Below are 25,548 nucleotides of genomic sequence, written 5' to 3' on the forward strand. Positions count from 1 at the left end.
GGGGCAAGCGATAATTATATTGAGGTGATCTTCGATTTTTTCTTGTTTTTTTTCCCTTTTTGCCGCATACTTTACTTATCGTATGATTTTTAATGGATTTTATGGATTGGAGGTACGTTTCATGCAGATCCGCATGGATAAAGAAAACCGTGAGCTGAAGGCCCACGGCAGCTATGAATTTCCTGTCAACATCAGTTACGAACAGCTCTCCCGCTACGAGCGCGGCTCCTTTTCCTGGCACTGGCACCCGGAAATTGAGCTGACGTTTGTCCTCTCGGGGCAGATCGGATATCAGGTCAACGGCAAATCGTATGTCTTAAAAGAAGGGGACGGCATTTTCTGCAACACGAATGCGCTTCACAGCGGCCACATGATCGACGGGATGGACTGCGTCTATATTTCAACCACGTTCGCCCCGCGCTTTCTCTATGGTTTTTCAAACAGTGTGATCCAGACGCGCTACGTCGAACCGGTGCTGACGGATATGCAGCTCGCCTCCATCGTCTTTTCGCCGGAGATCGACTGGCAGAACCAGGTACTTGCCTGTATGCACCGCATCTACGACCTCTCGCTTTCACAGCCGTCCGCGTTTGAGATGGAAATCCAGGAGCTTCTGCTGTCGATCTGGATTGAGATTTACCGCCACGCATCGTTTTCCGGTGAATCCCAGAACACGGCGGCAGCGCGTGATGTTGAGCGGCTCCGCATTCTGCTCGACTACATCCACCGCCATTATATGGAGCATCTGACGCTCGAGGATCTCGCCGCACAGATCCACATCTGCCGCAGTGAATGCTGCCGTTTTTTCAAGAAATGCATGAACGAATCCCTGTTTGACTATCTTCTCGATTACCGTATTGAAAAAAGCCTGCCGCTCCTTCTCGAGCGCCAGGCCAGTATCACTTCCGTAGCGGAACAGACCGGATTTTCCAGTCCTGCCTATTTTTCTAAAATTTTCCGGCAGCAGATGGGCTGCTCACCGAGCGAATACCGGAACCGTGCGGATCACACGTAACGTTCAGCGCTGCACCGAGATTTCATTTCCTGCTGCCCGGCTTTTGATCCGCTCTCACAATCCACCCTCTCCCAAAACGAATGGATTACCTCCGGGAGGCTGCTGCGCTGCACAATCCGGCAGTCCTCCCATTCTCTTGGGAACAGCTCGCGGTACTCCCGGTTTCGGAACCGCTCGTCGAGCAACAGAATCACACCCGTGTCCTCCGTCGTACGGATCACGCGCCCTGCCGCCTGCAATACTTTATTCATGCCGGGATAGCGGTACGCGTAGTCGAAACCGTTCTCTCCGCTGCGGTCGAAATATTGCTTTAAAAGTTCTCTCTCCGGCCCCACCTGCGGGATTCCGGCTCCCACAACGGCCGCGCCGATCAGCTTTTCCCCGTCCAGATCAATTCCCTCCGAGAAAATGCCTCCCATGATACAGAATCCCACCAGCGTTTTCTCGTTGTCTTTCGCAAACGCTTCCAGAAACGCTTCTCTCTCCTGCTCCCGCATCGCCGACTCCTGGATCAGGCAGGTCACGTTTTCATCTGCATACAGTTCCTCATAGACCGCATAGACATCCTGCATCAGGCGGTATGACGGGAAGAACGCCATATAGTTGCCCTTCCGGCTCTGGATCATCTCGTTCAGATAGGCGGCGATCTTCTCAAACTCTGCGCGGTTTCTCCGCTGATACTTCGTGCTGACCTCGCTTCCGATCGCCAGACACCGCTTCGCGGGATCAAACGGGGACTCCACGTAAATCGCGTAATCGTCCGTATTCGTGCTGAACATCTTCTTATAATACTGCACCGGCAGCAGCGTCGCGGAAAAGAAGACGGCCGACCGCCCCTGGTTGATACACTGCTGCAGATTCTCCGCCGGGTTGACGCAGAACAGGCGCAGTGCAAAATCGCCGTTATCGAGATAACTCGTGTAGATCAGATAATTTTCATCCACTAAATTGTAAATCTCGGAAAAATTTCGCAAGTTAAAGTAAAATTCCAGAACCTGCTTCCGGATTTCGCTTGTCTTATGCGCTTCCAGCCAGCCCGCCAGTTCTTCCAGCAGCTGATTGACCATCATAAGAAACGTCGATACGCTTTCCAGCTCCGTGCAGGAATCGCACTCTCTTTTGTAGACGAGCATCTGGTGATTGCAGCGATTCAGCGCCTTCTCGAGCTTTTTGCCCGGTGCATACGGGCGGAGGAGCTGGCGGACCTTTAAAATCTCCTCTTTGACGAGCGTGGCACTGAACATATCGCGGCCCCGCTCGACCAGGTTATGCGCCTCGTCGATCAGAAAGATGTAGTCACCCTTCGTTCCTTCTGCGAAAAAGCGTTTTAATTTCGAGGTCGGATCAAACGCATAGTTGTAATCGCAGATCACGCCGTCCACCCACGAAGCCACATCAAACTGGAACTCGTGCGGGCAGACGTTCCATTTTTCCGCCTGGCGCAGGACTTCCTCTCTTGTGTAGGAATCACATTCCGTCAGCATCTCGTACACCGCCGCGTTGATCCGGTCAAAATGACCTTTCGCGCGCGGGCAGTGGATCGGATCGCATTCGGGCTCATCGAGGATGCACATTTTTTCTTTTGCGGTCAGCGTGATTGCTTTGAACTGCAGTCCCTTCTCTTTTAGAATGGAGACCGCCTCCTCTGCCACGGTACGGGTGATGGTTTTCGCAGTCAGATAAAAAAGACGGTCGCCGCAGCCCTCTCCGATTGCGCGGATGGCCGGAAAGACCGTGGACATTGTTTTTCCGATGCCGGTCGGCGCCTGGACGAAGAGTTCTTTTTTCCGCAGAATGGTACGGTAGACGCCGCTCACCAGTTCCCGCTGGCCCTTCCGGTACGGGAAGGGGAATTCGAGGTGCTGCATTGAGGCATCTCGCGCTTTCTGCCACTGGTACTGGAATTCCGCCCAGATAAACCAGGCGTCGAGTAGCTCACCGAACCACTGCTCCAGTTCCGGGAGCTTGTACGTCTGCAGAAAATGGCGGATGCGCCAGTTGGAGTGCTCCGGCTTTACCTCTTCTTTGGTGAGCGGGCGCAGAAGGCCTTCCTCCTCGGAGGAGAGCAGGGTGTACGTCATCAGCACGCCCATCTCCTCTTTGCGGTTCTGAAGGCCGTAGATGTAAGCGTAGCACTTCGCCTGTGCCAGATGTACCGGAACCGGCTCTTCCATCGTTTCGAGGTCACGGTACGTTCCCTTGATCTCCTCGATCACGGTCGTGGTTCCGTCCTCGTACATGCCGTCTGCTCTTCCCTCGACGCGCAGGATGAAATGCTCATATTCTTTTTCGTGAACCAGCGGAACCTCCGCACGGTAATCGGCGCCCCGTTTTTTCTGAATCTGCTGATGCACCCGCGTTCCCGCCTGCATGGCATCGCGCTCGCCAAAACCTCCCGACGAGTTGTCCAGATCCCCGCTGCGCAGAATAAACTCCACCAGATTCCGCACGGAAATCCGGATCTCTTTCTTCTTCTCTTCCACTAGCCCGCTCCTTTTCTAACCAGACTATTCAGAGCCCCATCTCGATTCCGCTGCGCTGCATCTCGATGTGGCTTCTCGCCATATGAAATTCCAGAAAAGAACGCTCATTCATGCAAGCATGATTCGTGTCCTTTTCTGGAATTTCGCATGGCTCTGAATAGTTATCATTATACAGAAAAAAGGAGACTGCCGCAACAGTCTCCTTTTTTTCTCTCTGAAGTTATGTGTCTCGTGTGATTAGTTTTTCTTCAGAAAGTCCCCTGCGCAAATTCTGTCTCTACTCTCGCTGGCGGCGCAGGCTGAATTTTTTTCGTTTCCCTTAATAAAATTTATGCTACAGCAAATTTCTGCAGGGTTTTATTGAATGCCGGGCTGTCACCATAGCAGTGTACGGTGAGATCACGGTTCAGATCCATGCTGAGGATTCCAAGAATGGATTTTGCATCAATAATAACGCGGTTGTAAAAAATGTCAATATCAAAATCACATTTGGAAGCTGCTTTTACAAACTCCTCTACTTCCTCAGTTCCATTGAGTCTTACTACGCAGTGTGACATACGATTCACCTCTTTCTTAATCAATAGCTGTTTGTTTTCCTATCGTTGAGGTAGATTATGCACTTTTTCTCTTTAAATGTCAATATTGAATTTATTTCCTTGTTTTTGCCATATTATGCATGTTTTTTATGCAAGTTTTTCTCATTAACCCTTCATATTTGTCGCTTTTTGTCTCATTTGCGCAGTCGTGTGTAACCGGTTACACAAAATCCGTTTAAAATAAAATAGTTTTTGCCAAAAGAAACGTAAAAATCTTGTCAAAAAAACCCGCTTTTCCTTGTAAAATCAAGGAAAAACGAGTTTTTCATGCCATTACTTGCTTCTATATTTAATGATTAGATGTTGATCTTTGCAATATCGGTGTTATCCACTTCTGCAAATCTTCCTTCGTCCACCAGCTCGGCAAACTCCGGATGAATCGGCATTTTGCCGAGAACCGGCACGCCGATCTCGGCTGCGATCTCGTCGATGTGGCTTTCGCCGAAAATGGACAGCTTTTTGCCGCAGTCCGGACATACGAGGTAGCTGTAGTTCTCTACGATACCGAGCACCGGAACGCTCATCATCTGTGCCATCTTGTAGGCTTTCATGACGATCATGCGCACCAGATCCTGCGGGGAAGATACGATCACTACGCCGTCTACCGGAAGAGACTGGAAAACGGTCAGCGGAACATCACCGGTTCCTGGCGGCATATCGACGAAGAGATAGTCCAGGTCGCCCCAGATGACGTCGGTCCAGAACTGTTTTACGGTTCCTGCGATGACAGGTCCTCTCCAGATGACCGGCTCTTCCTCGCCCGGAAGCAGGAGGTTGATGGACATTACCTTTACGCCGTTTGCTGCAACTGCCGGGTAAACGCCCTTGTCATCTACGTTTGCAGGTCCTTTCAGGCCATACATTTTCGGGATGGACGGTCCTGTGATATCGGCATCGAGGATACCAACCTTGTAGCCCTCTTTTGCTTTCTGGTTTGCCAGAGATGCGGTTACCATGGATTTACCAACACCGCCCTTGCCGCTGACAACGCCAATGACATGTTTGATCGAAGAATCGGCATTCAGATCAATATGAAAATCCGGTTTGCCCTGTCCTGCTTTGCTTGGACATCCTTCGCAGCTTTCTTTGGAACAGCTCGAATTGCTGCATTCTTTTGCCATGTTTCTTTCCTCTTTTCTTGTTTTTCTTGCTTATTTGACAAAGCGGTCGATCGCCTTATTCAGCTCCTGAATCGCTTTTGTGTCCCCATGCTCGACTGCATCGACGATGCAATGTTCAATGTGATCCTCCAGGATAATTTTTCCTGTATTGTTAATGGCCGCCTTCACGGCAGACAGCTGGATCAGAACCTCAGTGCAGTCCCGGCCTTCCTCTACCATCCGCTTGATCGACTCCATGTGTCCGATCGCGCGGGAGAGGCGGTTTAAGACTGCTTTTGTATTTGTATGATGGTGCCCGTGGGCGTGATCGTGGGAATGCTCGATCACGGTGCCGTCTTCCAGCACATGCACATGCGTGTGTTTTTCTTCACTCATCGTTTTTTTCTCCGCTTTTCTGGTATTTTCTGCGCGATTCAGATTTCTGTAAACGTAAACCGCTGGCGGATGCCGGAGGTCTCAATGTCAAAGACCAGAGATCCGTCCGCTTCCACCGTTTTTTCATATTTTAAGTTTTTGTCCGGAAATTTCTGACGGATATACGCCTCCGGGTCATCCGTCTCGATCTCGTCGAAAAAGACGTCCCGCATCTGATTATTGGCACACTCATTAAAAATCTCCCAGACGGTCTCGTACTCTTTTTTCATCCTGTCACTCTCCGTTTCGTAAGACTTCTCCACACTGGCTCCACTCGCCAAGCAGCCGCTCCACAGACCATGCGGCGTTCGCGGGACTCGTCGACGGAAGGCGAACCGCTTCCCGTCCCAGCTGCTTCTCCTGGTACTTCCGGTAATACTTCCACGCGGTCGCCCCGTTGCAGTAAATCTGCCGAATATCGGCGCATTCCAGAATGTCCTGCAGCGGATTCGGCACAACATCGCGGATGCTCGCATCGCTCGAGCCTGTGATGACGCAGGACGCGATCACATCCCAGACAGCGATATGATTCCGGAGCAGAAACGCCTTCTTCTCTTCCACGGTCTGCGGCACCTCTTCCCCGCACACGGCTGCCGTCACTTTCCAGAAACGGTTCTGCGGATGGCCGTAAAAAAATCCGGTCTCCCTGGATTTTACGGACGGAAAACTGCCGAGAATCAGAATCCGGGAATCGGCGCGGTAAACCGGCGGAATCGGATGCACCACCGGGTGCTCATTTTTGTTCTCGTCAGATCGGCTCATCTTCATCAAACTCCACTACCGTATAGAATCCTCTCGGTGTCTCTTTTACTTCTTTTACGATTCCCTTCCGGGACTGCAGCCTCTCATATGCCTGATAATTCCTGCTCATGGCCACTGCCGGGGTAATCGTATAATAATAGGAGGTAGGCAGTGCGCTTTCTGTCACGTTGACTTCCTGGCCTTCCTCGAGAAGTCCCTGTCGCTCCATTTTAAATTCCATCTGCCGCATATTCCTCATCCTCCTTTTTGCAGCGGGCAAAAGATACGCCCATGGGGTATTTTATCACACTTTTCCGAAAAAGAACAGGGGTTTTCGACAGAAAAAGGCGGTACCGGACCCTCGCCCCCAGAATTTTTGTTTTGATCATTTTCCAGATCTTTTCTCTTGCTTTCATTCACAAATCCTCCGTGTCCAGTATAGCGCAAAAACCCGGATTCCGACTATGCATATTTTGCCGCATGTGCGAAAAAAAGAAAGAATCCGGCCGCCCAGAGACCGGATTCTTTCTTCTTATATAAATATAAAACGCATTTCTTTTTAGTGATGGAACAAACGGATTCCTGTAAATGCCATCGCCATGTTGTACTTGTTGCAGCACTCGATGACAGCGTCGTCACGAACCGATCCGCCCGGCTCTGCGATGTACTCGACGCCGCTCTTGTGTGCGCGCTCGATGTTGTCGCTGAACGGGAAGAAGGCATCGGAACCTAAGGTTACGCCCTTCATCTGGTCGAGCCATGCACGTTTCTCTTCTCTTGTGAAGACTTTCGGTTTTACTTTGAAGATCTTCTCCCATGCGCCGTCTGCGAGAACATCCATGTACTCCTCGCCGATGTAAACGTCGATCGCATTGTCACGGTCTGCACGGCGGATGCCGTCTACGAACTGCAGATCCAGCACCTTCGGGCACTGACGCAGGAACCAGTTGTCGGCTTTCTGTCCGGCAAGACGGGTGCAGTGCACACGGGACTGCTGGCCTGCGCCGACACCGATGGCCTGACCGTCTTTGACGAAGCATACGGAGTTGGACTGGGTATATTTTAAGGTAATCAGTGCAATCTTCAGATCGCGTTTTGCTGCTTCCGGAATCTCTTTGTTCTCGGTTACCACGTTGGAGAGCAGCTCATCGTCGATCGGCAGCTCCTGACGGCCCTGCTCAAAGGTAATGCCGAAGACCTGTTTGTGCTCGAGCGGAGCCGGACGGTAATTCTCGTCGATTTTGATGACGCAGTAGTTACCTTTTTTCTTTGCTTTCAGGATTTCCAGTGCTTCATCGGTAAATCCCGGAGCGATGACACCGTCAGAAACCTCGCGTTTGATCAGGGATGCGGTGTCTTTGTCGCAGACATCAGAAAGTGCGATAAAGTCGCCGAAAGAAGACATACGGTCTGCGCCTCTGGCTCTTGCATAAGCGCATGCTAACGGAGAAAGCTCTCCCATATCGTCTACCCAGTAAATTTTACGCAGGGTCTCGTCCAGCGGAAGACCTACGGCTGCACCTGCCGGGGAAACGTGCTTGAAGGAAGTTGCTGCCGGAAGACCGGTGGCTGCTTTCAGCTCGCGTACCAGCTGCCAGCCATTGAAGGCATCCAGAAAATTGATATAGCCCGGACGGCCGCTTAATACTTCGATCGGAAGATCTCTGTCATCATCCATGTAAATTCTGGAAGGTTTCTGGTTCGGGTTGCATCCGTATTTTAACGCTAATTCTTTCATGATTTTCTCCTTTCGCAAAACACTCGATTTCTTATTTATTTTTATTCACGATTCTTGTCTCATACTTGCCGGTTGCAATGTCGATATAGCGTGTGAAGAGGGACACCTTGTTGTCCTCGTTTAAGCTGCTCCAGAGCAGTTCGGTGAAGGCATCGATGTCATCCGGAATCTCGACCAGTTTTGGCTCACCCTCAAAACTTGGCAGCGGATTGCCGTCGTGCATGTAGGTGTGGATGAAATGGCCTTCCCCTGCTACACAGTTATCATAGGAGAAGGTGTAGCGGTTGCACTGGGACGGATCGCCGTTGTTGCTCTTTAAGATCGACATCTGGTAGCCGTACGTTCCGTTCTCTACGTGCATCACACCGGAAATACGAGGAGTGTAGTTCGGTGCATCCGGCTCAAACTCTCTGCTTCGAAGGGATACCTCAAACGTTTTTCCCTGCTCCAGTCCTTCGTATACGGTATCGGTCTGGTCTCCGTTTGTTACGATCGTATCATTTCCCAGAACGCGTACTGGTGCGTAGATGATCAGGCTCGGATCTTCCAGCTTCGACGGATCAAACGCCTGTGTGCGGATTCCCTCACCCTCCTCAACAAAGACACGGTTGCGGCTGTTCTGGCTTCTGCCCATAATAAAGTATCCGGCAACGGCTTTTGTGCCGTCTTTGGATCTGCCGATCACAATTCCTCTTCCTGGATATGCATTTCCTTTTAATTCCTGTTCCAGTGATACTTTTTTCATCTTCTGATCTCCTTTTCAAGGTGGCTGGAATGGGATTTTTTGTTTTTGGATAAAAAAACAGACCCACTCCCCCAAGCATTCTTCTGCCCAGACGGTCGGCCTTTTCTCACGCTATACTCCCTGTGGTCATTTCCACTTCCGTCAGTCGTATAACTGCCTTTACCTTAACATGGAAAATCCCGCCTGTCAAGGGACGAAGCGGGATTTTCTCAAAATCAGTTTTTTAAATTTTCTTTGCGAGTGTCTCGCCTTTTTCTGTAATGTCCAGAAAACCGTCACTGTCGCGGACCAGACAGCCGTCTTCCCGCAGCATTTTGATGCCGACCGAGATACTTGCCTGTGAATACCCCATATATCTGCAGATCATCGCATTTCGGACGTAGCCTTTGCGGAGTTTTAAAACATACGCCGCTTCCAGATAATCCTCCCTCGATTCAGTTTCTTCATTTTTGTGTCTCCTGATTCTTTTGTAGTTGCTTTATGGTAATTTCTGTTAGTTCTTACGAACCGCTATCTGGCATTATAGGGCGTAAGAAACAGAAATGTCAATGGAATTTTTCGAAAAAAAGAGAGCCTCTTTTAGAAGCCCTCTCTGTGACGCTCTTTCCTCAGTTCATACCGGCGTTTTCCGCCCTCCCACTCGGCCTCCTGCTCCGGGGATTCCAGAATCAGGCCCGGGACGGGAAGTGCGCGGCCGTTCTCGTCGATGGCCACCATCACCACGTAGGCACGGTTGATCATTTTCCGAATGCCGGTCGCAAGCTCTTCCACGTACGTGTCGACGCGCACCTCCATTGAGGTGCGTCCGACATACGTCACTCTTCCGACCAGTACGACGGTGTCGTTCAGAAAAGCAGGATGCTTGAAGTTCAGATTGTCGATGCACGCGGTGGTGATTTCGTGGCCGCAGTGGCGGCGTCCCACCAGACCGGCAAGCTCATCGATCCACGCGACCAGCTGGCCGCCGAACAGACGGCCATAGCCGTTGATATGGCGGTGCATCAGAAGATACGACTGCTCTGTCTCAGAATCTTTTACGCGTTTCTTTGCCATTTCTTCCATTTTACCAATACGCTCCTTTTCACATCCTGTTTTTTGTATCTTTATACGTTCGCAAGCGCCTGATCAATGTCTGCAATGATATCGTTCACATCCTCGATGCCGACTGACAGACGGATCAGATCCGGCAGAACACCGGCTTCGATGAGCTGCTGATCGTTCAGCTGGCGATGGGTATGGCTTGCCGGGTGCAGAACGCAGCTTCTTGCATCGGCAACGTGTGTTACAATTGCTACCATTTTCAGGCCGTTCGTGAAGCGCATCGCGCCGTCTCTTCCGCCCTTTGGTCCGAAGCAGAGAACGCCGCAGGTTCCGTTCGGCATGTATTTTTCTGCCAGCGCATGGTATTTGCTGTCTGCAAGGCCTGCGTACTCAACCCATGCTACCTTCGGGTGGTTTTTCAGGAACTCTGCCACTTTCTCGGCATTTCTGCAGTGACGCTCCACGCGCAGGTGCAGGGTCTCCAGACCGACATTCGTCAGGAATGCATTCTGCGGGGACTGGCACGCTCCCATATCGCGCATCAGCTGTGCGGTTGCTTTTGTGATATACGCTTTTTTACCGAATTTCTGCGTATAAATCACGCCGTGGTACGATTCGTCCGGTGTAGTAAGGCCCGGGAATTTGTCTGCATGCGCATCCCAGTCGAAGTTTCCGGAATCGACAATCGCTCCGCCGAGCGCCATTGCATGGCCGTCCATGTATTTTGTGGTGGAATGGGTGACAATATCTACACCGAACTCGAACGGACGGCAGTTGATCGGGGTTGCAAAGGTGTTGTCGCAGATCATCGGAACGCCGTGCTCATGTGCAAGTTTAACAAACTTGTCAATGTCAAGTACAACACCTGCCGGGTTGGAAATCGTCTCGGCAAAGACAGCTTTGGTGTTCGGCTGGAATGCTTTTTCCAGCTCCTCTGCCGGCGCATCCTGGTCCACGAGAGTAGTCTCGATGCCGAATCGTTTTAAGGTAACGGCGAGCAGGTTGGAGGTTCCTCCGTAAACCTTTGCCGCGCAGACAACGTGGTCGCCTGCCTCACAGATGTTGGTAACAGCAAGCATCGTTGCCGCCTGGCCGGAAGATGTGAGCATGGCTGCCACGCCGCCCTCCAGATCGCAGATTTTCTGTGCTACGACGTCGTTCGTCGGGTTCTGCAGACGGGAATAGAAATATCCCTCCTCCTCCAGATCGAACAGTTTTCCCATTTCCTCGCTGGTTGCATATTTGAATGTTGTGCTCTGGTAAATCGGAAGTACACGCGGCTCACCGTTTTTCGGCTGCCATCCTCCCTGTACACAGATTGTGTCCTGGCTGTATCCCATAATTTTTCTCCCTTCTGTAAGTGAAACCGGTCCACCGGGCCGATTTCTGCTGTGCTCAGCGCCATAATAATACCCCCACCCGGGATGCCCGGGCGAGGGTATCACTTTTTCCTATTATAACTCTGTTTGTTCTTTCCTGCAACTATATGCGCACAGATTTAGGAGAGATATTCATCCACATATTTCTGGATATTGGAAGCATTCACAATCTTCTGCGCCTGGCCGTCCTCCACAACGAGAAGAGTCGGTGCCTGCATGATGCCGTACTGTGCGGCAAGATCCGGGTGACGCTCTGCGTCGATCACCTCATACTGCTCCTCGGCGAGCATTTCTTTTGCCATTTTGCAGTTCGGGCAGGTGCTTGTCGTGAACAGGTACATGCCGTCTTCCTCGATTTTATCTGCTGCTGCAGCGGCTTTCGGCTCTTCTTTTCCAGCGGCCTGCTCTGCCAGTTTCTCTGCTGCACCGTACGATTTCATTTTCTGCTCCGGCGATTTGGAGTGGATGATATCATATACAGTTCTGTTCTTGTACTCCTGGCGTTTTCCGTCGTTCCAGTTCTTGACCGGACGGTAATATCCCGTGATACGGCTGTAAACCTCTGCCTCTTTTCCGCAGATCGGACATGTAAAGTGCTCGCCGGCGAGATAGCCGTCGTTCGCACAGACAGAATACGTCGGGGACAGCGTGTAGTACGGCAGTTTGTAGTTCTCTGCAATCTTCCGCACAAGGGAAGCTGCTGCTTTCCAGTCCGGCAGTTTTTCGCCAAGGAACGCATGGAAGACAGTTCCCGAGGTGTACAGCGTCTGCAGATCATCCTGAATATCAAGCGCAGAGAAAATATCCTCGGTATAGTCCACCGGCAGATGGGAGCTGTTGGTGTAGTACGGGGTATCTCCCTCATGGCCTGCGGTCTTGATATCCGGCCATTTTGCACGGTCGTGTTTTGCCAGACGGTATGCGGTCGACTCCGCCGGAGTTGCCTCAAGGTTGTACAGATCGCCGTACTCCTCCTGGTAATCAGAAAGACGCTCTCTCATATGGTTCAGAACTTCTTTCGTAAACTGCTGTGTCTTCGGATCCTCCAGACCCTTTCCGAGCCATGCGGCATTTAAGCCGGCCTCGTTCATACCGATCAGACCGATGGTTGAGAAGTGGTTCTCAAACGTTCCAAGGTACCGTTTCGTATATGGATACAGTCCCTCGTCCAGGAGGCGGGTAATGACCTCACGTTTCGTCTTTAACGAACGTGCGGCAATATCCATCATATGATCGAGACGGCGGTAGAACTCTTTCTCATCTTTGGACTGATATGCGATACGCGGCATATTGATGGTGACAACGCCGACCGATCCGGTGCTCTCGCCGGAACCGAAGAATCCGCCGGTTTTCTTTCGAAGCTCACGCAGATCCAGGCGGAGACGGCAGCACATGGAGCGCACGTCGCTTGGTTTCATATCGCTGTTGATGTAGTTGGAGAAGTACGGGGTACCGTATTTTGCAGTCATTTCGAACAGCAGACGGTTATTCTCCGTATCGGACCAGTCAAAATCGGATGTGATGGAGTAGGTCGGGATCGGGTACTGGAAGCCTCTTCCGTTGGCATCTCCCTCGATCATCGTCTCGATGAACGCTTTGTTGACCATATCCATCTCTTTTTTACAGTCTTTGTACTTGAAGTCCATCTCCTTGCCGCCGACGATCGCAGGAAGCTCTGCGAGGTCATCCGGTACGGTCCAGTCGAGTGTGATGTTGGAGAACGGTGCCTGGCTTCCCCAGCGGCTCGGTGTGTTGACGCCGTAGATAAACGCCTCGATGCACTTCTTCACTTCGCCGTAGCTTAAGTTGTCCACTTTGACGAACGGCGCCAGATACGTATCAAATGAAGAAAATGCCTGCGCACCTGCCCACTCGTTCTGCATAATGCCGAGGAAGTTGACCATCTGGTTGCACAGAACCGAAAGATGTCTTGCCGGAGAAGAAGTAATCTTTCCGTTGATGCCGCCAAGTCCTTCTTTGATGAGCTGTTTTAACGACCATCCTGCACAGTAGCCGGTCAGCATCGACAGGTCGTGGATGTGAATATCCGCGTTGCGGTGTGCCTCGGCGATCTCGTCATCATAAATCTCTGATAACCAGTAGTTGGCTGTGATCGCGCCGGAATTGCTTAAGATCAGACCGCCGACAGAATACGTTACGGTCGAATTCTCTTTGACACGCCAGTCCTCTACTTTTACGTAGCTGTCCACGATCTCTTTGTAGTCTACGATCGTCGATTTCATGTTGCGGATTTTTTCCCTCTGCTTGCGGTACAGAATGTAAGCTTTTGCCACTTCTGCGTAGCCGCACTGGATCAGCACGTTCTCCACGCTGTCCTGAATTGCCTCCACTGAAATTTTTCCGTCTTTGATCTTGGACTGAAAGTCCGCTGTTACGCGCAGTGCCAGCATCTGAAGCATGTCATCGCTGAACTGCATATCTTTTGCGCCGAATGCTTTTCCAATCGCATCGGTAATCTTTTTCATCTGGAACTCTGCAATCGTTCCGTCTCTCTTTTCTACCTGAAACATGGAATCCCTCCTGTTAATTCAACCGTTTCTGCAAGGCCTTTTTAAGGTTCCACTCTTTGCAGTGTCTGAACCATATGATAGCAGAGCATGTTTCTCCCGTCAATAGTAAAAAGTACCATATCTAGTGTGAAATTTTCTAACATCACTAGATATGGTACTTTTACTTGTATTCTGTCCCTTCCATTTTTCGGCGCTGTACGGCGCTTAAAGGGATGTACTGCCGTTTTTAAGCCCGCTTGCCATACCTCTATACCCTCGGATAGATATCCTTCGGTACATAGGCTTTTACGCGGATGCCTTCCGGCAGATATTCTTCTTCGAGCAGAATTCCGTATCCGCGGATCAGTGAAATCGTTCCCGCCTTATCGTACGGATAGAGGCGCTCGATATAGATTTTTCCCTCCATCATCCACGAGGAGAGTAAATTTTTGAGGTCTTCGAGTCCCTGTCCTGTTTTGGCAGAGACCGCAAGGCTCGCGTCTGCCCGGAAATCTTTTACAACCATCGGGGCGAGAAGCTTGTCCTGCTTATTCAGCAGGGTGACAATTTTTTTGTCCTCAACTTTCAGTTCCCGCAGTGTGTCATATACCACCTGCATCTGCAGCTCCATCTGCGGATTTGACGTATCCACAACGTGGAGAATATAGTCGGCATACCGTGCTTCCTCCAGCGTACTGCGGAATGCATCGATCAGATGATGTGGCAGCTTATTGATAAATCCAACCGTATCGGTCAGCAGGATTTCCTGTCCATCCGGAAGGGTCAGTGACCGCGTCGTCGTATCCAGCGTGGAAAACAGCATTGCATCTGCCAGAATTTCCGATCCTGTCAGTGCATTTAAAAGACTGCTCTTTCCCGCTGACGTATAGCCTACGAGCGCCGCTACCGGGATTTTGGAACGTTTTCTGCCTTCACGAAGGAGCTCTCTGTGCTGGCGTACTTCCTCAAGCTCACGTTTTAACTGCGTAATACGCGTGCGGATCAGGCGCCGGTCGGTTTCCAGCTTTTTCTCTCCCGGTCCTCTCGTACCGATTCCGCCGCCGAGACGGGAAAGCGATGTGCCAAGGCCGGAAAGTCGGGACGCACGGTACTTTAACTGGGCCAGCTCAACCTGGATTTTACCCTCGCTGCTCACGGCGCGCGCCGCAAAGATATCCAGGATCAAAAGCGTACGGTCCATGATCTTGCATTCCAGTGCTTCCTCCAGCCCTTTTAACTGGATCGAGGAGAGCTCATCGTCGCAGATGATGCCCGTCGCATCGCAGGCGCGCACCAGAATTTTCAATTCCTCTAATTTTCCTTTTCCGATGTACGTTCCCGGATGAATGGCCTCCCGCACCTGCACCAGGCGGCCCTCCACCTTCGCACCGGCGGTGCTGGCCAGTTCCGCCAGCTCGTCGAGCGATTCTTCTGCGTTTGCGCCGCCGTTTTCCTGTACGCCGACCAGAATCACGCGCTCCTGTTCTTCTCTTAAATCAAACAATCCAACTTCCTCCGTCTGTTATCGGTTCTGGAGAAACGTATTTTCCCGCTGCGCCGCGGTGTTTTCCGGGTATGCTGCCAGAAAATCCGCCATCAGCGACTTCGCGGTATCAAAATCCGCCCGTTTTTCATAGGATACAATCTGGTTGAACAGCAGATTTTCCCGGTCGGAATCCTCTGCCGTTTTGAGTCCTTCCTCGATATACGAGAGTGCACTGTCCGTGTCGTTTTCCGCAAGTGCGCAGAGCGCCAGCCCGTTGTTTGCTGCCGCCGCAAAGCCATCTGTCGAAAGATACGAAGAAAACAGTGCTTTCGCCTTGTCGTTCTGACCATTGGAAAGGTAAACCTCGCCGAGCATTTCCATCGCCGCGCTGCTGCCGTCCTTCATTGCCTTCGAGAACGCTTTGACCGCCTCGTCCTGCTCCTCCAGATAGTAGTATGCGCAGCCGATGTTATAATAATCCTCGGTCGTTTTCGGCTCAATCTTCACTGCCGCTTCGAGGTAACGGTCTCCGTCCGCCTTCATGCTGCTCTCCTGATACAGCTCGTAAATGTCAAGGCAGAGCTGATAGCTCTCCTTCGTCTCCACTGCCGCATCAAAATCCACCTTCGCCTGCTCGTAATTCTTCTGCAGGAAGTACGCGCGTCCCCTAAGGAACAGCGCATCGGCATCTGCCTTTTCTTCCTGAATATTGGTGCAGATCTCAATGGCTCCATCCAGATCTCCGGCCTGTACGCAGGTTTCCGCCTCGTAATACATGACATCGCGCGAAAACTCCGCGTCTTTGTGCTTCATGCTCGAAAGACTGCTCTTGAAAGCCTCTTTTGCCTTGTCATACTCCTGGCTTTTCAGATAAGCGATGCCGAGCGACCGGTAGCTCTCCGCCAGTCGGTCGCCTGCCTTTACGGCTCCCTCCAGCATCGCAATCGACGTTACGTAGTCCTTCTGTTCGAGCGCCTCGATGCCCTTTTTATAAAGCTTTGAATTTTTATTTTCACAGCCGCCAAGCACCATTGCCGCCGCCAGAAAAAAGATTACCAGTCTTTTTTTCATTCTGTCACAAGTCCTTCTTTATGCATCACAGAAACAACCTGGTCTACGTATTTTGCACACGTTGCGTCGTCCGGTGCTTCCACCATGACACGGATCACCGGCTCGGTGCCGCTCTCTCTTACGAGGATGCGTCCGTCATCGCCCAGGGCCTCTGCTACGTCTTCTACTGCTTTCTGTACTGCCGGGTTGGCCTTTGCAGCTGCTTTGTTTGCCACGCGGACATTCTTTAAGAGCTGCGGGTAAATCACTACCTCGGCTGTCAGGGTGCTGAGCGGGAGTTTCTTATCTATCAGCACTTCCATCACCATCAGGGAGGTCAGGATTCCGTCACCGGTCGTCGCGTGCTTGCTGAAAATGATGTGGCCGGACTGCTCTCCGCCGAGAGAATAGCCGTTTGCCATCATGTTCTCGCACACGTATTTGTCGCCGACTGCCGTCTTCTCATACCGGATACCGGCGCGGTCACACGCTTTGTAAAGACCGAGGTTTGACATGATCGTGGTCACGATCGTATCTCCGTTTAACTGGCCTTTTTCTTTTAAGTATTTACCGCAGACGTACATGATCAGGTCTCCGTCTACCACATTTCCCAGCTCATCGACAGCGATGCAGCGGTCTGCGTCTCCGTCGTAGGCAAATCCGACATCGAGGTGTTTCTCTCTTACGTATTTCTGAAGCTCTTCGATGTGGGTGGAACCACAGCCGCAGTTGATGTTTGTTCCGTCCGGCTCGTTGTGGATCACATATGTCTTGGCGCCGATGGCATCAAACACGCTCTTGGCTACGGAAGAGGCACTTCCGTTGGAGCAGTCGAGTCCAACTCTCATGTTTTTAAAGGATTTTGTCGGAATCGAGATCAGGTGTCCAATGTAGCGGTTCCTTCCGGCTGCAAAATCCACGGTGCGTCCGATGTCTTCTCTCGTTGCGAACGGGATCTTCGGTGTTCCGTCGTCGATGTAGGCTTCGATCTGCGCTTCGATGTCGGCTTCCAGTTTCTGTCCCAGGCCGTTGATGACTTTGATTCCGTTGTCATAGAACGGGTTGTGGCTGGCGGAGATCATAATTCCGCAGTCAAAGTTTTCGGTACGGACAACATAGGAAACGCTCGGGGTGGTCGTTACGTGCAGCAGATAAGCGTCTGCTCCCGATGCGGTCAGTCCTGCTACCAGCGAATATTCGAACATGTAGCTGGAGCGTCTGGTGTCTTTTCCAATGACGATCTGTGCTTTGTGGTCTTTTCCGAAATACCATCCGAGGAATCTTCCCACTTTATATGCATGCTCAACCGTCAGATCAATGTTTGCTTCTCCGCGAAATCCATCTGTTCCAAAATATTTACCCATGGTATGCTCCTTTCCCCTTTCGGGCAGAAAGCGTGTCTGAAATTTTTTGCAATCATTCAAACACGCTTTTTCTGGTTATTCACTCAAATAACAAAATATCGTAATTAGTCGTACAGCTTCTCGCTGTATACGCCGTCCGCAATCAGTTTGCGGAATGCTTCTGTTACGGAAGCTTTGTCTTCCTGATACGTTACGCCGAACCACTCTGCGTCGGTCGGAAGAACTTTTACTTCTGCTTTTCCTGCGTGCAGCAGCTCGTCGATGTAGATCGGAAGGAGGTACTCGCCTTTTACATCTCCCTCTTTCTGTGCAGAAAGGAATTCAACAAAGCCTTTCTCCAGAAGATCAATGAACTCCGGCTGCAGTCCCCACATGTTCATGGAAACAAGGGAGTTTTTGTCGATCGGATCAACCGTTCCGTCTTCTTTTTCAACGCCTGCGCCCTCTGTGGTCTTTACGATGTTTTTCGTCTCGTTGACACCGGTCAGGTTTCCGTTTTCATCAACGACGCAGACACCTCTTGTAACACCGCCGTTGTCACTTAAGGTGTTTCCAAGCACGAATCCTGCCATGGAGATCGGCATAACTTCATCCACATCATGCTCCTGTACGAGGTAGTCGTGCAGTTTTACGAACGGATCTTTTCCGTAATAGTCATCAGCATTGATAACAGCAAACGGCTCTTTTACAAGACCTTTGCATGCAAGAACGGCCTGGCCGGTTCCCCACGGTTTGGTACGGCCTTCCGGTTTTGCAAAGCCTGCCGGCAGATCATCGAGCTCCTGGAATGCATATTCCACCTCTGTGATTTTGCTGATGCGGTTGCCGATGACTTCCTTGAAATCTTTCTCCAGATCCTTGCGGATGATGAAGACTACTTTGTTGAAGCCGGCTTCCAGTGCATCGTGGATGGAATAATCCATGATGATCTCCCCGTTTGGTCCTACTGGCTCAAGCTGCTTGATTCCCTTTCCAAATCTGCTGCCGATTCCGGCTGCCATGATCACAAGTGCTGTTTTCTTCATAGCGTTTTCCCTTTCTCTTTTCCCTTTTTTCTCTTGTTTATTCTATCAGCAATCGATCCTGTAGACCAATCGTGATTCGCAGCGTTTATTATTATGCTTCTTCCTGCATGCTGCTCAGCTTTGCGGCCTGATCGGCTGCAATCAGACTGTCGATGATTTCATCCAGATCACCGTTCATGATGGCGTCCAGTTTGTATAAGGTCAGTTTGATTCTGTGATCCGTCACACGTCCCTGTGGGAAGTTGTACGTACGGATCTTCTCGGAGCGGTCTCCCGTTCCGACCTGGCTCTTTCGAAGTTCGGCCATCTCATCGTGCTGTTTCTGCTGCTCTAAGTCGTACAGACGGGCACGCAGAATCTTCAGTGCCTTGTCCTTATTCTTTAACTGTGATTTCTCATCCTGGCAGGAAATGACGATGCCGCTCGGGAAGTGGGTCAGACGGACTGCTGAGTCGGTCGTATTGACACACTGGCCGCCGTTTCCGGAAGCACGGAATACATCGAATTTGTAATCTTTCGGGTCGATCTGTACTTCGACGTCGTCCACCTCCGGCATGATCGCTACGGTCATGGTTGAGGTATGGATTCTTCCGCCGGACTCGGTTTCCGGCACACGCTGTACGCGGTGCGTGCCGCTCTCGTACTTCATCCGGGAGTACGCGCCTGCTCCGTTGATCAGAAGTGTTGCGTCTTTAAAGCCGCCGATTCCGTTTTCATCGGCGCTGGTCAGCTCTGTTTTCCAGCCGCGGCTCTCTGCGTATTTGATGTACATACGGCAGATTTCTGCGGTAAAGAGTGCCGCCTCGTCTCCGCCGGCACCTGCGCGGAACTCTACGATAACGTTCTTGTCATCGTTCGGGTCTTTCGGCAGAAGCAGGACTTTGAGCTCCTGCTCCAGCTCCTCTACGCGTTTTTTTGCATCGGAGAGCTCTTCTTTCAGCATTTCGCGCATCTCTTCGTCGGATTCCTCCTCGAGAAGCATCAGGCTCTCTTCGATGGTCTGTTTCTGTGTTTTATAGTCCTTATATGCGTCTGCGATCGGCTGGAGTTCTGCCTGCTCCTTCATCAGCTTCTGGAACTTCGCCGCATCGGCAGCGACGTCCGGCTCGCTTAACTGATTCAGTACCTCCTCGAGACGCATGAGGATATCATCAAGTTTATCAAACATAAAATGACTGCTCCTTTTTGCTGTTTTCGTCTGTTTATGATGTCATTATGGTGTCAAAATTAAAATTCATTTCTGTCAGGGTTCTTTGTGCCAGATACCGGTCACCACGCGGTCCAGGCCTGCCAGATCTTTCAGAACCTGTACATCGGCAAAGCCGTGGGTTTCCATCAGCTCCCTCACTTCATCTCCCTGATCGTATCCAATTTCAAAACAGAGCTTTCCGCCCTCTTTTAAATAGCTTCCTGCCTGCTCTGTAATCTTCCGGTAAAAGACAAGACCGTCCGCACTGCCGTCGAGTGCCATCCGCGGCTCATGGTCGCGCACCTCCGGCATCAGCGTTTCAATCACATCCGTGCGGATATACGGCGGATTGCTTGCGATCACATCGAAGGTTCCCTCGATGTTTTCAAATAAGTTGCTCTTTACGAACGATGCCCGTCCGCCCGCCTGTGCGCCGTTCTTTTCCGCAACCTGTAAGGCTTTCTCGGAGAGATCCGCGCCGATTCCCGTGCAGTCCTCTCTCGTCACAAGAAGCGATATGAGGATGCATCCCGAACCGGTGCAGAGATCGAGAATCCGTGCATCTTTTGGAAGGCCGCGGAGCGCTTCCTCCACAAGAATCTCGGTGTCCTGCCGCGGAATCAGTACATGCTCATTCACAAAAAACGGGATTCCGTAGAACCACGCCTCTCCGGTCAGCTGCTGCAGCGGAATGTGTTCGCCGCGCTTTCTGACCAGCGCTTCGTACTGCTCCTGCTGTTCTTTTGGCATTTCATCTTCACTGTGTACAAAGTAGGTGCTGTGGCTGATCCCGCAGACATGTTCCAGTAAAAGCCATGCGTCCTGCCGGGCTTCCTCCACCCCCTGCTTTTGTAAGTACAGAATAGCGGATTCCAGTGCAGATTTCAAGTTTTTTCTATCGTGCACACTCATCGGTCACGGCTCCTCATGTTCTTTCTTTTCGGTTTTGGCCGGGTACGTATAACCAAAGTTTTCGTTCAGGTACGCTCTCCAGTCAAACACAGCCTCCACAGCGGCGATCGCAACCTCTGCCATCTCGGCATCCGGCTCGCGCGTCGTCAGGTGCTGCAGCATCAGGCCCGGTTTACTGATCAGGTTGACCAGTTTATTGTCACTTTTTCCCGCCAGGCGGATAATTTCATACGAAACGCCCGCGATCACCGGAATGAGAAGCAGGCGGATCACAATTTTCAGCACCGGGGAATCGACCCGGATGAACATGAAAAAGATGATGCTGATGACGATGACGTACATAAGAAAGCTCGTTCCGCAGCGCTTGTGCTCCCGGGAACTCTTTAAGACGTTTTCCACGTTCAGTTCCAGACCGTGCTCGACGCAGTTGATGCATTTATGCTCGGCGCCGTGGTACATAAACACGCGCTGAATGTCTTCCATACGGGAAATGGCTGCCAGATAGCCGAGGAACAGTGCCACACGCGCAAAGGCCTCTGCCACCGCGGTCAGTGTCGTTCCGGCTCCCGCTTTGTGCAGCAGTTCGGACAGGAAGTACGGCACCATCAGAAAGAGAACGACGGCGATGACAACGGAAAATGTGACGGTTCCGTACATCATCAGCCTGTCTGTCTTTTCTTTTTTCGCTTTCTGCTGCTCCTCTTCCTCTTTCGTCGCCGGCTTTTTCTTTTCCTCCTCCTCGTCCTCATAGAACGAAGCGGAGTACATAAGGGAACTCATGCCGACGATCATCGAATCGGCAAAGCTGAAGACACCGCGCAGAATCGGAACTTTTAAAAGCCCCTTGTGCTTTGTCAGCGGCTTGTGCTGCTCTACTTTAACCTCAATCTCCCCGTCCGGCCGGCGTACTGCGACGGAATAGCGGTCCTTGTTCATCATCATGACGCCTTCCATCACGGCCTGGCCGCCAATATTGGATGATTTCATAATTTACGTTTACCTCCTCAAAGGGGATTTTCTGCATCCGTAACGCAAGAACGGGCTGAGATCTTCCAACCTCAGCCCGTTTTTCATCTTGCTTGATTCAATTCTTATTTCATGCCGTATTTCTTGTTGAACTTCTCGATACGTCCACGAGCTGCAGCAGCTTTCTGCTGGCCAGTGTAGAACGGATGGCATTTAGAACAGATCTCAACGTGGATCTCTTTCTTGGTAGAACCTGTTACGAAAGTATTTCCGCAGTTGCAGGTAACAGTTGCCTGATGGTATTCTGGATGGATTCCTTCTCTCATTTTATTCACCTCTTCTTAATATTGTTATCTTCTCAGATTTACTCTGATGATTTCGTATTTCAGGCTGACAAAATCTCATCAACCTTGCACAGCTTTCTCATTGTATCACACAATTTTGAAAATTGCAAGCCTTATACTATTTTTTGTTTCTTTAAAATTTGAATCAGTTCGCCGTTGTTTCTGGTGCGGGCAAACATGTTCAGAATATTTTCCACGGCTTCCTCGGATTTCATGCCGTTTAATGCCTTCCGCATATTGTAAACGGCCTCCTGCTCATCCGGTGTCAGAAGCAGATCTTCTCTTCTTGTTCCCGATTTGGCTATGTCGATGGCCGGGAAGACGCGGCGTTCCTGCAGTTTCCGGTCGAGCACGAGTTCCATGTTTCCGGTGCCTTTGAATTCCTCGTAAACGACATCGTCCATCTTGCTTCCGGTGTCCACAAGCGCCGTTGCAAGAATCGTCAGGCTTCCGCCCTCGCGCATGTTTCTGGCCGCGCCGAAGAACCGTTTCGGCATGTAGAGTGCTGCCGGATCGAGACCGCCGGAAAGGGTACGGCCGCTCGGCGGAACGGTCAGGTTGTAAGCTCTGGCGAGACGTGTGATGCTGTCGATGAAGATCGTAACGTCTTTTTTACTCTCCACAAGACGTTTCGCGCGCTCAATGACCATCTCGGACACGCGTTTGTGGTGCTCCGGCTGCTCATCGAAGGTGGAATAGATGACTTCCACATTCGATCCCTGAATCGCTTCTTTAATGTCGGTGACCTCCTCCGGACGCTCGTCGATCAGAAGGATGATCAGATACATCTCCGGATTGTTCCGCAGGATGGATTTTGCCGCATCCTTCAAAAGCGTCGTTTTTCCGGCTTTCGGCGGGGAGACGATCATGCCTCGCTGGCCTTTTCCGATCGGGCTTACAAGATCCACGATCCGCATCGCCATGCTTCCGCCCGGGCGCTCAAGGCGCAGCCGCTCATCCGGGAAGACCGGTGTCATATCTTCGAAATTGCCGCGGCGCATGATCTGGTCGAGCGGCAGATTGTTGACGCTCTTTAAGTATAAAAGGGCGCTGAATTTTTCGGTTGCGGACTTTACTCTCGTGTTTCCACGGATGATATCTCCCGTTTTCAGTCCGAAACGGCGGATTTGGGACGGGGAAACGTAGACATCGCTGTCGCCCGGCATATAGTTGTCGGAGCGGATAAATCCAAATCCGTCCGGCATGACCTCGAGGATGCCGCAGGCCTCCTGGCCGCTGTCGAGCGTGCTGGTTTCCTGACGCGGTTCCTGTCTCGTCTCTGGTCTTGCTTCCTGACGCAGCGGCTCCTGTCTCATTTCCTGCCCTGCTTCCTGACGCGGCTCCTGTCTTTGCTCTTCCTCACGGTTATTCTGATTATAATTCCGTGGTTCCTGAAATCTACGCTCATTGAAACGCGGCGCTCTTGGACGGTACTCCTGGCGCTCTCCGTTTTCACTGCGCTCTTCCCGGCGGACATACCGCGGTCTCTGGTACGGGCGCGCGGTGCCGTTTTCCGAGGTTTCCCGATTCTGGCGCTCCATACCGTCCTCCCGCTTTTCCTGCGGTTCCTGATTCTGATCCTGTACAGTTTCCGTCTTTTTTTCCTCTTTTAGAACCGCCGGCTCTTCCATGTTTTTCTGGTTTTCTTTCTGATCTTCTTCCAGCATCCGCTCAATCAGCGCTTCTTTCCGCAGAGTGGAAATCCCCTTCATGTTTCTGGATTTTGCCAGCGCTTTCAGCGTGCTCAAAGGCAATGACTCATACTTTTCTCTTGTCATACCATTTTTCCTCTATCTATTCTCTATTTGATTTTCGGTTCTGTTTGGAGTTTTTAAGATATTTGATGCGCGAATATTTTTGCTGCAATTATTTAGAATCTGATTTTTGTCATTTTACTGCTGTGGATTTTTCTGCGGTTAGTGGGACTCGAACCCACACGCCGAAAGGCACAGGAACCTAAATCCTGCACGTCTGCCAATTCCGTCATAACCGCATATTATTTTTTCAAAAAAGAAAAACCCCATAGAAAACCTCCATGGGCGTTTTCTATGGGGTATTTAGTGAAGCATCGGGGATTCGAACCCCGGACAACTTGATTAAAAGTCAAGTGCTCTACCGACTGAGCTAATGCTCCGTATACTTTTGCATCCAACTGGGCTAGCTGGATTCGAACCAGCGAATGCAGCAGTCAAAGTGCTGTGCCTTACCGCTTGGCGATAGCCCAATGTTTCGCCTTGCTGGCAGGGTGGATAAAGGGATTCGAACCCTTGGCCTCCAGAGCCACAATCTGGCGCGCTAACCAACTGCGCTATACCCACCATAATTACGACTTACAGTCTTTTTCACTATTTAATTTTAGTGAAGCGTGCTTGGAGGGATTCGAACCCCCGACCCACGGCTTAGAAGGCCGTTGCTCTATCCAACTGAGCTACAAGCACACAGCTTCTACAAAATTGTAGCAGCAAGCGGGTGATGGGAATCGAACCCACGTATCCAGCTTGGAAGGCTGGTGTTCTACCATTGAACTACACCCGCACGACATCGGGGTGACAGGATTCGAACCTGCGACCTCCTGGTCCCAAACCAGGCGCTCTAGCCAAGCTGAGCCACACCCCGTAAACAAGGTTTCCCGATTTGCGTTTAACCCTTTCGCGCTCGACGCAAGATTTATTATATTACATTGTTTTCGGTTTGTCAACACTTTTTTTCATTTTTTTCAAAATGTTTTTTGTGTTGTTTTGTTCTCACCGGACAACAAAGAGATCTTATCATATCTTTTCTCATCTGTCAACACCTAAATTGTATTTTTTTGACAAACTTTTTAAGAATTAGTCAGAACCTGCTCCGGTACTACCCTGTTTTCTTTGGAATAGTCATGTTAGTTGCGATAATTCATTCGATTTTGGGCTGTTCTCCGCCCTTTTTCGACCCGTTTTTTAATCCAGATACTTGATTTCCACCGAAAGCTCATGCTCTTCGTTGATCGTCAGCATGGCATAGCTTGGTTTTCTTCCCATCTGACGCGGATACGTGAGGCTGCCCGGATTGACAATCCAGAGATTTCCACGCTTTTCTGCGACCGGCCGGTGCGTATGGCCGAACAGTACGATATCCACACCCCTGGAAAGCGCCTCCGCATAGATTCCCTCCAGGCCGAGCGATACGCCGTAGTTATGACCGTGTGTGATAAAGGCACGGTAATCATCAATGTTCACCTGAATCTCCGCCGGGAGGTTTGAAAACCAGTCGTTATTTCCCATGACCATATAGCACGGGCCGTTTACCTTGGATTTGATCAGGTCATCCATCCCTTCCACGTCACCGCAGTGGATCATGCCGTCGAACTCCTCACGTTCCATGGCCTCCTCGAGGTTATACATCCGTCCATGGGTATCGCTCACTATCAGAAATTTCATACTCATTCTCTTC

General features: G+C 51.0%; 25 protein-coding genes, 7 tRNA genes and 1 riboswitch. Of the genes, 1 reads left to right on the plus strand and 31 read right to left on the minus strand.

Annotation, left to right across the window (positions count from 1 at the left end; translation table 11 throughout):
- The first annotated feature begins 121 nt into the window (after positions 1 to 121).
- Positions 122 to 1,015 carry an AraC family transcriptional regulator gene (locus DWW13_RS11615; RefSeq protein ID WP_055219743.1) on the plus strand — a complete coding sequence of 298 codons (894 nt, stop codon included), beginning with the start codon at positions 122 to 124 and terminating at the stop codon, positions 1,013 to 1,015.
- Here DWW13_RS11615 and DWW13_RS11620 read toward each other — a convergent pair.
- From DWW13_RS11620 to DWW13_RS11770, 31 genes are all read right to left on the minus strand, one after another.
- Positions 1,006 to 3,498 carry an ATP-dependent DNA helicase gene (locus tag DWW13_RS11620; RefSeq protein ID WP_118720133.1) on the minus strand — a complete coding sequence of 831 codons (2,493 nt, stop codon included), beginning with the start codon at positions 3,496 to 3,498 and terminating at the stop codon, positions 1,006 to 1,008. The two genes, DWW13_RS11615 and DWW13_RS11620, sit on opposite strands and share 10 nt — an antisense overlap.
- A gap of 329 nt (positions 3,499 to 3,827) precedes the next feature.
- A complete protein-coding gene (locus DWW13_RS11625) occupies positions 3,828 to 4,055 on the minus strand; it encodes an HPr family phosphocarrier protein (RefSeq protein WP_022463118.1) in 228 nt (75 codons plus the stop codon).
- A 335-nt stretch (positions 4,056 to 4,390) separates the two neighbouring features.
- Positions 4,391 to 5,215 (minus strand): Mrp/NBP35 family ATP-binding protein, encoded by an 825-nt coding sequence (locus DWW13_RS11630; protein WP_055219741.1) that lies wholly within the window; start codon positions 5,213 to 5,215, stop codon positions 4,391 to 4,393.
- A 30-nt stretch (positions 5,216 to 5,245) separates the two neighbouring features.
- Positions 5,246 to 5,590, minus strand: coding sequence for a metal-sensing transcriptional repressor (locus tag DWW13_RS11635; protein ID WP_055219739.1), 345 nt, complete (start codon positions 5,588 to 5,590; stop codon positions 5,246 to 5,248).
- 38 nt (positions 5,591 to 5,628) lie between these two features.
- A complete protein-coding gene (locus tag DWW13_RS11640) occupies positions 5,629 to 5,859 on the minus strand; it encodes a hypothetical protein (protein WP_022463115.1) in 231 nt (76 codons plus the stop codon).
- 4 nt (positions 5,860 to 5,863) lie between these two features.
- Positions 5,864 to 6,391, minus strand: a complete 528-nt coding sequence (locus DWW13_RS11645) for a DNA-deoxyinosine glycosylase (RefSeq protein WP_118720135.1) — start codon at positions 6,389 to 6,391, stop codon at positions 5,864 to 5,866.
- Positions 6,378 to 6,620, minus strand: a complete 243-nt coding sequence (locus tag DWW13_RS11650; protein ID WP_118720137.1) for a hypothetical protein — start codon at positions 6,618 to 6,620, stop codon at positions 6,378 to 6,380. Before DWW13_RS11650 ends, DWW13_RS11645 begins: the two co-directional genes overlap by 14 nt.
- Positions 6,601 to 6,786 (minus strand): hypothetical protein, encoded by a 186-nt coding sequence (locus DWW13_RS18850; protein WP_118720139.1) that lies wholly within the window; start codon positions 6,784 to 6,786, stop codon positions 6,601 to 6,603. Before DWW13_RS18850 ends, DWW13_RS11650 begins: the two co-directional genes overlap by 20 nt.
- A gap of 143 nt (positions 6,787 to 6,929) precedes the next feature.
- Complete coding sequence (locus tag DWW13_RS11660) at positions 6,930 to 8,108, minus strand: phosphoribosylaminoimidazolecarboxamide formyltransferase (RefSeq protein ID WP_118720141.1); 1,179 nt, start codon at positions 8,106 to 8,108, stop codon at positions 6,930 to 6,932.
- 31 nt (positions 8,109 to 8,139) lie between these two features.
- A complete protein-coding gene (locus tag DWW13_RS11665) occupies positions 8,140 to 8,853 on the minus strand; it encodes an IMP cyclohydrolase (RefSeq protein WP_022463110.1) in 714 nt (237 codons plus the stop codon).
- Positions 8,854 to 8,931: 78 nt separating this feature from the next.
- A riboswitch (ZMP/ZTP riboswitch) is annotated at positions 8,932 to 9,012 on the minus strand.
- 64 nt (positions 9,013 to 9,076) lie between these two features.
- Complete coding sequence (locus DWW13_RS11670; RefSeq protein WP_118720143.1) at positions 9,077 to 9,316, minus strand: metal-dependent transcriptional regulator; 240 nt, start codon at positions 9,314 to 9,316, stop codon at positions 9,077 to 9,079.
- Between the two features lie 116 nt (positions 9,317 to 9,432).
- Positions 9,433 to 9,915 (minus strand): acyl-CoA thioesterase, encoded by a 483-nt coding sequence (locus DWW13_RS11675; RefSeq protein ID WP_022463109.1) that lies wholly within the window; start codon positions 9,913 to 9,915, stop codon positions 9,433 to 9,435.
- A 41-nt stretch (positions 9,916 to 9,956) separates the two neighbouring features.
- A complete protein-coding gene (locus DWW13_RS11680) occupies positions 9,957 to 11,234 on the minus strand; it encodes an O-acetylhomoserine aminocarboxypropyltransferase/cysteine synthase family protein (RefSeq protein WP_118720145.1) in 1,278 nt (425 codons plus the stop codon).
- A gap of 158 nt (positions 11,235 to 11,392) precedes the next feature.
- Entirely contained in the window at positions 11,393 to 13,804 is a 2,412-nt protein-coding gene (locus DWW13_RS11685; RefSeq protein WP_055227013.1) for a ribonucleoside triphosphate reductase, read from the minus strand.
- Between the two features lie 247 nt (positions 13,805 to 14,051).
- Entirely contained in the window at positions 14,052 to 15,287 is a 1,236-nt protein-coding gene (gene hflX, locus DWW13_RS11690) for a GTPase HflX (RefSeq protein ID WP_055227015.1), read from the minus strand.
- Positions 15,288 to 15,305: 18 nt separating this feature from the next.
- Entirely contained in the window at positions 15,306 to 16,340 is a 1,035-nt protein-coding gene (locus tag DWW13_RS11695) for a tetratricopeptide repeat protein (protein WP_022462133.1), read from the minus strand.
- Entirely contained in the window at positions 16,337 to 17,683 is a 1,347-nt protein-coding gene (glmM, locus tag DWW13_RS11700) for a phosphoglucosamine mutase (protein WP_022462134.1), read from the minus strand. Before glmM ends, DWW13_RS11695 begins: the two co-directional genes overlap by 4 nt.
- A 104-nt stretch (positions 17,684 to 17,787) precedes the next feature.
- Positions 17,788 to 18,708 (minus strand): nucleotidyltransferase family protein, encoded by a 921-nt coding sequence (locus DWW13_RS11705; RefSeq protein ID WP_022462135.1) that lies wholly within the window; start codon positions 18,706 to 18,708, stop codon positions 17,788 to 17,790.
- Between the two features lie 91 nt (positions 18,709 to 18,799).
- Positions 18,800 to 19,876 (minus strand): peptide chain release factor 1, encoded by a 1,077-nt coding sequence (gene prfA / locus DWW13_RS11710; protein ID WP_022462136.1) that lies wholly within the window; start codon positions 19,874 to 19,876, stop codon positions 18,800 to 18,802.
- A 75-nt stretch (positions 19,877 to 19,951) separates the two neighbouring features.
- On the minus strand, positions 19,952 to 20,809 hold the full coding sequence (prmC, locus tag DWW13_RS11715; protein ID WP_055219720.1) for a peptide chain release factor N(5)-glutamine methyltransferase: 858 nt from the start codon (positions 20,807 to 20,809) through the stop codon (positions 19,952 to 19,954).
- 3 nt (positions 20,810 to 20,812) lie between these two features.
- Entirely contained in the window at positions 20,813 to 21,796 is a 984-nt protein-coding gene (locus DWW13_RS11720) for a DUF1385 domain-containing protein (protein ID WP_022462138.1), read from the minus strand.
- A gap of 104 nt (positions 21,797 to 21,900) precedes the next feature.
- Entirely contained in the window at positions 21,901 to 22,101 is a 201-nt protein-coding gene (rpmE, locus tag DWW13_RS11725; protein WP_022462139.1) for a 50S ribosomal protein L31, read from the minus strand.
- Between the two features lie 131 nt (positions 22,102 to 22,232).
- A complete protein-coding gene (rho, locus tag DWW13_RS11730; RefSeq protein WP_118720147.1) occupies positions 22,233 to 23,897 on the minus strand; it encodes a transcription termination factor Rho in 1,665 nt (554 codons plus the stop codon).
- Positions 23,898 to 24,030: 133 nt separating this feature from the next.
- Positions 24,031 to 24,112, minus strand: a tRNA-Leu gene (locus tag DWW13_RS11735).
- A 68-nt stretch (positions 24,113 to 24,180) separates the two neighbouring features.
- A tRNA-Lys gene (locus DWW13_RS11740) sits at positions 24,181 to 24,253 on the minus strand.
- Positions 24,254 to 24,271: 18 nt separating this feature from the next.
- Positions 24,272 to 24,343 (minus strand) — tRNA-Gln (locus DWW13_RS11745).
- Positions 24,344 to 24,363: 20 nt separating this feature from the next.
- A tRNA-His gene (locus DWW13_RS11750) sits at positions 24,364 to 24,437 on the minus strand.
- 46 nt (positions 24,438 to 24,483) lie between these two features.
- Positions 24,484 to 24,557, minus strand: a tRNA-Arg gene (locus DWW13_RS11755).
- 26 nt (positions 24,558 to 24,583) lie between these two features.
- Positions 24,584 to 24,654: transfer RNA gene (locus tag DWW13_RS11760), tRNA-Gly, on the minus strand.
- Positions 24,655 to 24,660: 6 nt separating this feature from the next.
- Positions 24,661 to 24,735, minus strand: a tRNA-Pro gene (locus DWW13_RS11765).
- A 320-nt stretch (positions 24,736 to 25,055) separates the two neighbouring features.
- A complete protein-coding gene (locus DWW13_RS11770) occupies positions 25,056 to 25,541 on the minus strand; it encodes a metallophosphoesterase family protein (RefSeq protein WP_022462627.1) in 486 nt (161 codons plus the stop codon).
- Between the last annotated feature and the right edge of the window lie 7 nt (positions 25,542 to 25,548).

Source organism: Blautia sp. AF14-40 (assembly GCF_003479665.1).
GTDB classification, from domain to species: domain Bacteria; phylum Bacillota; class Clostridia; order Lachnospirales; family Lachnospiraceae; genus Fusicatenibacter; species Fusicatenibacter saccharivorans.

Excerpts from the sequence above, each read along its gene's own strand:
- DWW13_RS11615 (WP_055219743.1), top strand. The coding sequence starts at position 122 with ATGCAGATCCGCATGGATAAAGAAAACCGTGAGCTGAAGGCCCACGGC.
- DWW13_RS11625 (WP_022463118.1), bottom strand. The coding sequence starts at position 4,055 with ATGTCACACTGCGTAGTAAGACTCAATGGAACTGAGGAAGTAGAGGAG.
- DWW13_RS11630 (WP_055219741.1), bottom strand. The coding sequence starts at position 5,215 with ATGGCAAAAGAATGCAGCAATTCGAGCTGTTCCAAAGAAAGCTGCGAA.
- DWW13_RS11635 (WP_055219739.1), bottom strand. The coding sequence starts at position 5,590 with ATGAGTGAAGAAAAACACACGCATGTGCATGTGCTGGAAGACGGCACC.
- DWW13_RS11640 (WP_022463115.1), bottom strand. The coding sequence starts at position 5,859 with ATGAAAAAAGAGTACGAGACCGTCTGGGAGATTTTTAATGAGTGTGCC.
- DWW13_RS11645 (WP_118720135.1), bottom strand. The coding sequence starts at position 6,391 with ATGAGCCGATCTGACGAGAACAAAAATGAGCACCCGGTGGTGCATCCG.
- DWW13_RS11650 (WP_118720137.1), bottom strand. The coding sequence starts at position 6,620 with ATGCGGCAGATGGAATTTAAAATGGAGCGACAGGGACTTCTCGAGGAA.
- DWW13_RS18850 (WP_118720139.1), bottom strand. The coding sequence starts at position 6,786 with ATGAAAGCAAGAGAAAAGATCTGGAAAATGATCAAAACAAAAATTCTG.
- DWW13_RS11660 (WP_118720141.1), bottom strand. The coding sequence starts at position 8,108 with ATGAAAGAATTAGCGTTAAAATACGGATGCAACCCGAACCAGAAACCT.
- DWW13_RS11665 (WP_022463110.1), bottom strand. The coding sequence starts at position 8,853 with ATGAAAAAAGTATCACTGGAACAGGAATTAAAAGGAAATGCATATCCA.
- DWW13_RS11675 (WP_022463109.1), bottom strand. The coding sequence starts at position 9,915 with ATGGAAGAAATGGCAAAGAAACGCGTAAAAGATTCTGAGACAGAGCAG.
- DWW13_RS11680 (WP_118720145.1), bottom strand. The coding sequence starts at position 11,234 with ATGGGATACAGCCAGGACACAATCTGTGTACAGGGAGGATGGCAGCCG.
- DWW13_RS11685 (WP_055227013.1), bottom strand. The coding sequence starts at position 13,804 with ATGTTTCAGGTAGAAAAGAGAGACGGAACGATTGCAGAGTTCCAGATG.
- DWW13_RS11695 (WP_022462133.1), bottom strand. The coding sequence starts at position 16,340 with ATGAAAAAAAGACTGGTAATCTTTTTTCTGGCGGCGGCAATGGTGCTT.
- glmM (WP_022462134.1), bottom strand. The coding sequence starts at position 17,683 with ATGGGTAAATATTTTGGAACAGATGGATTTCGCGGAGAAGCAAACATT.
- DWW13_RS11705 (WP_022462135.1), bottom strand. The coding sequence starts at position 18,708 with ATGAAGAAAACAGCACTTGTGATCATGGCAGCCGGAATCGGCAGCAGA.
- prfA (WP_022462136.1), bottom strand. The coding sequence starts at position 19,876 with ATGTTTGATAAACTTGATGATATCCTCATGCGTCTCGAGGAGGTACTG.
- prmC (WP_055219720.1), bottom strand. The coding sequence starts at position 20,809 with ATGAGTGTGCACGATAGAAAAAACTTGAAATCTGCACTGGAATCCGCT.
- DWW13_RS11720 (WP_022462138.1), bottom strand. The coding sequence starts at position 21,796 with ATGAAATCATCCAATATTGGCGGCCAGGCCGTGATGGAAGGCGTCATG.
- rpmE (WP_022462139.1), bottom strand. The coding sequence starts at position 22,101 with ATGAGAGAAGGAATCCATCCAGAATACCATCAGGCAACTGTTACCTGC.
- rho (WP_118720147.1), bottom strand. The coding sequence starts at position 23,897 with ATGACAAGAGAAAAGTATGAGTCATTGCCTTTGAGCACGCTGAAAGCG.
- DWW13_RS11770 (WP_022462627.1), bottom strand. The coding sequence starts at position 25,541 with ATGAGTATGAAATTTCTGATAGTGAGCGATACCCATGGACGGATGTAT.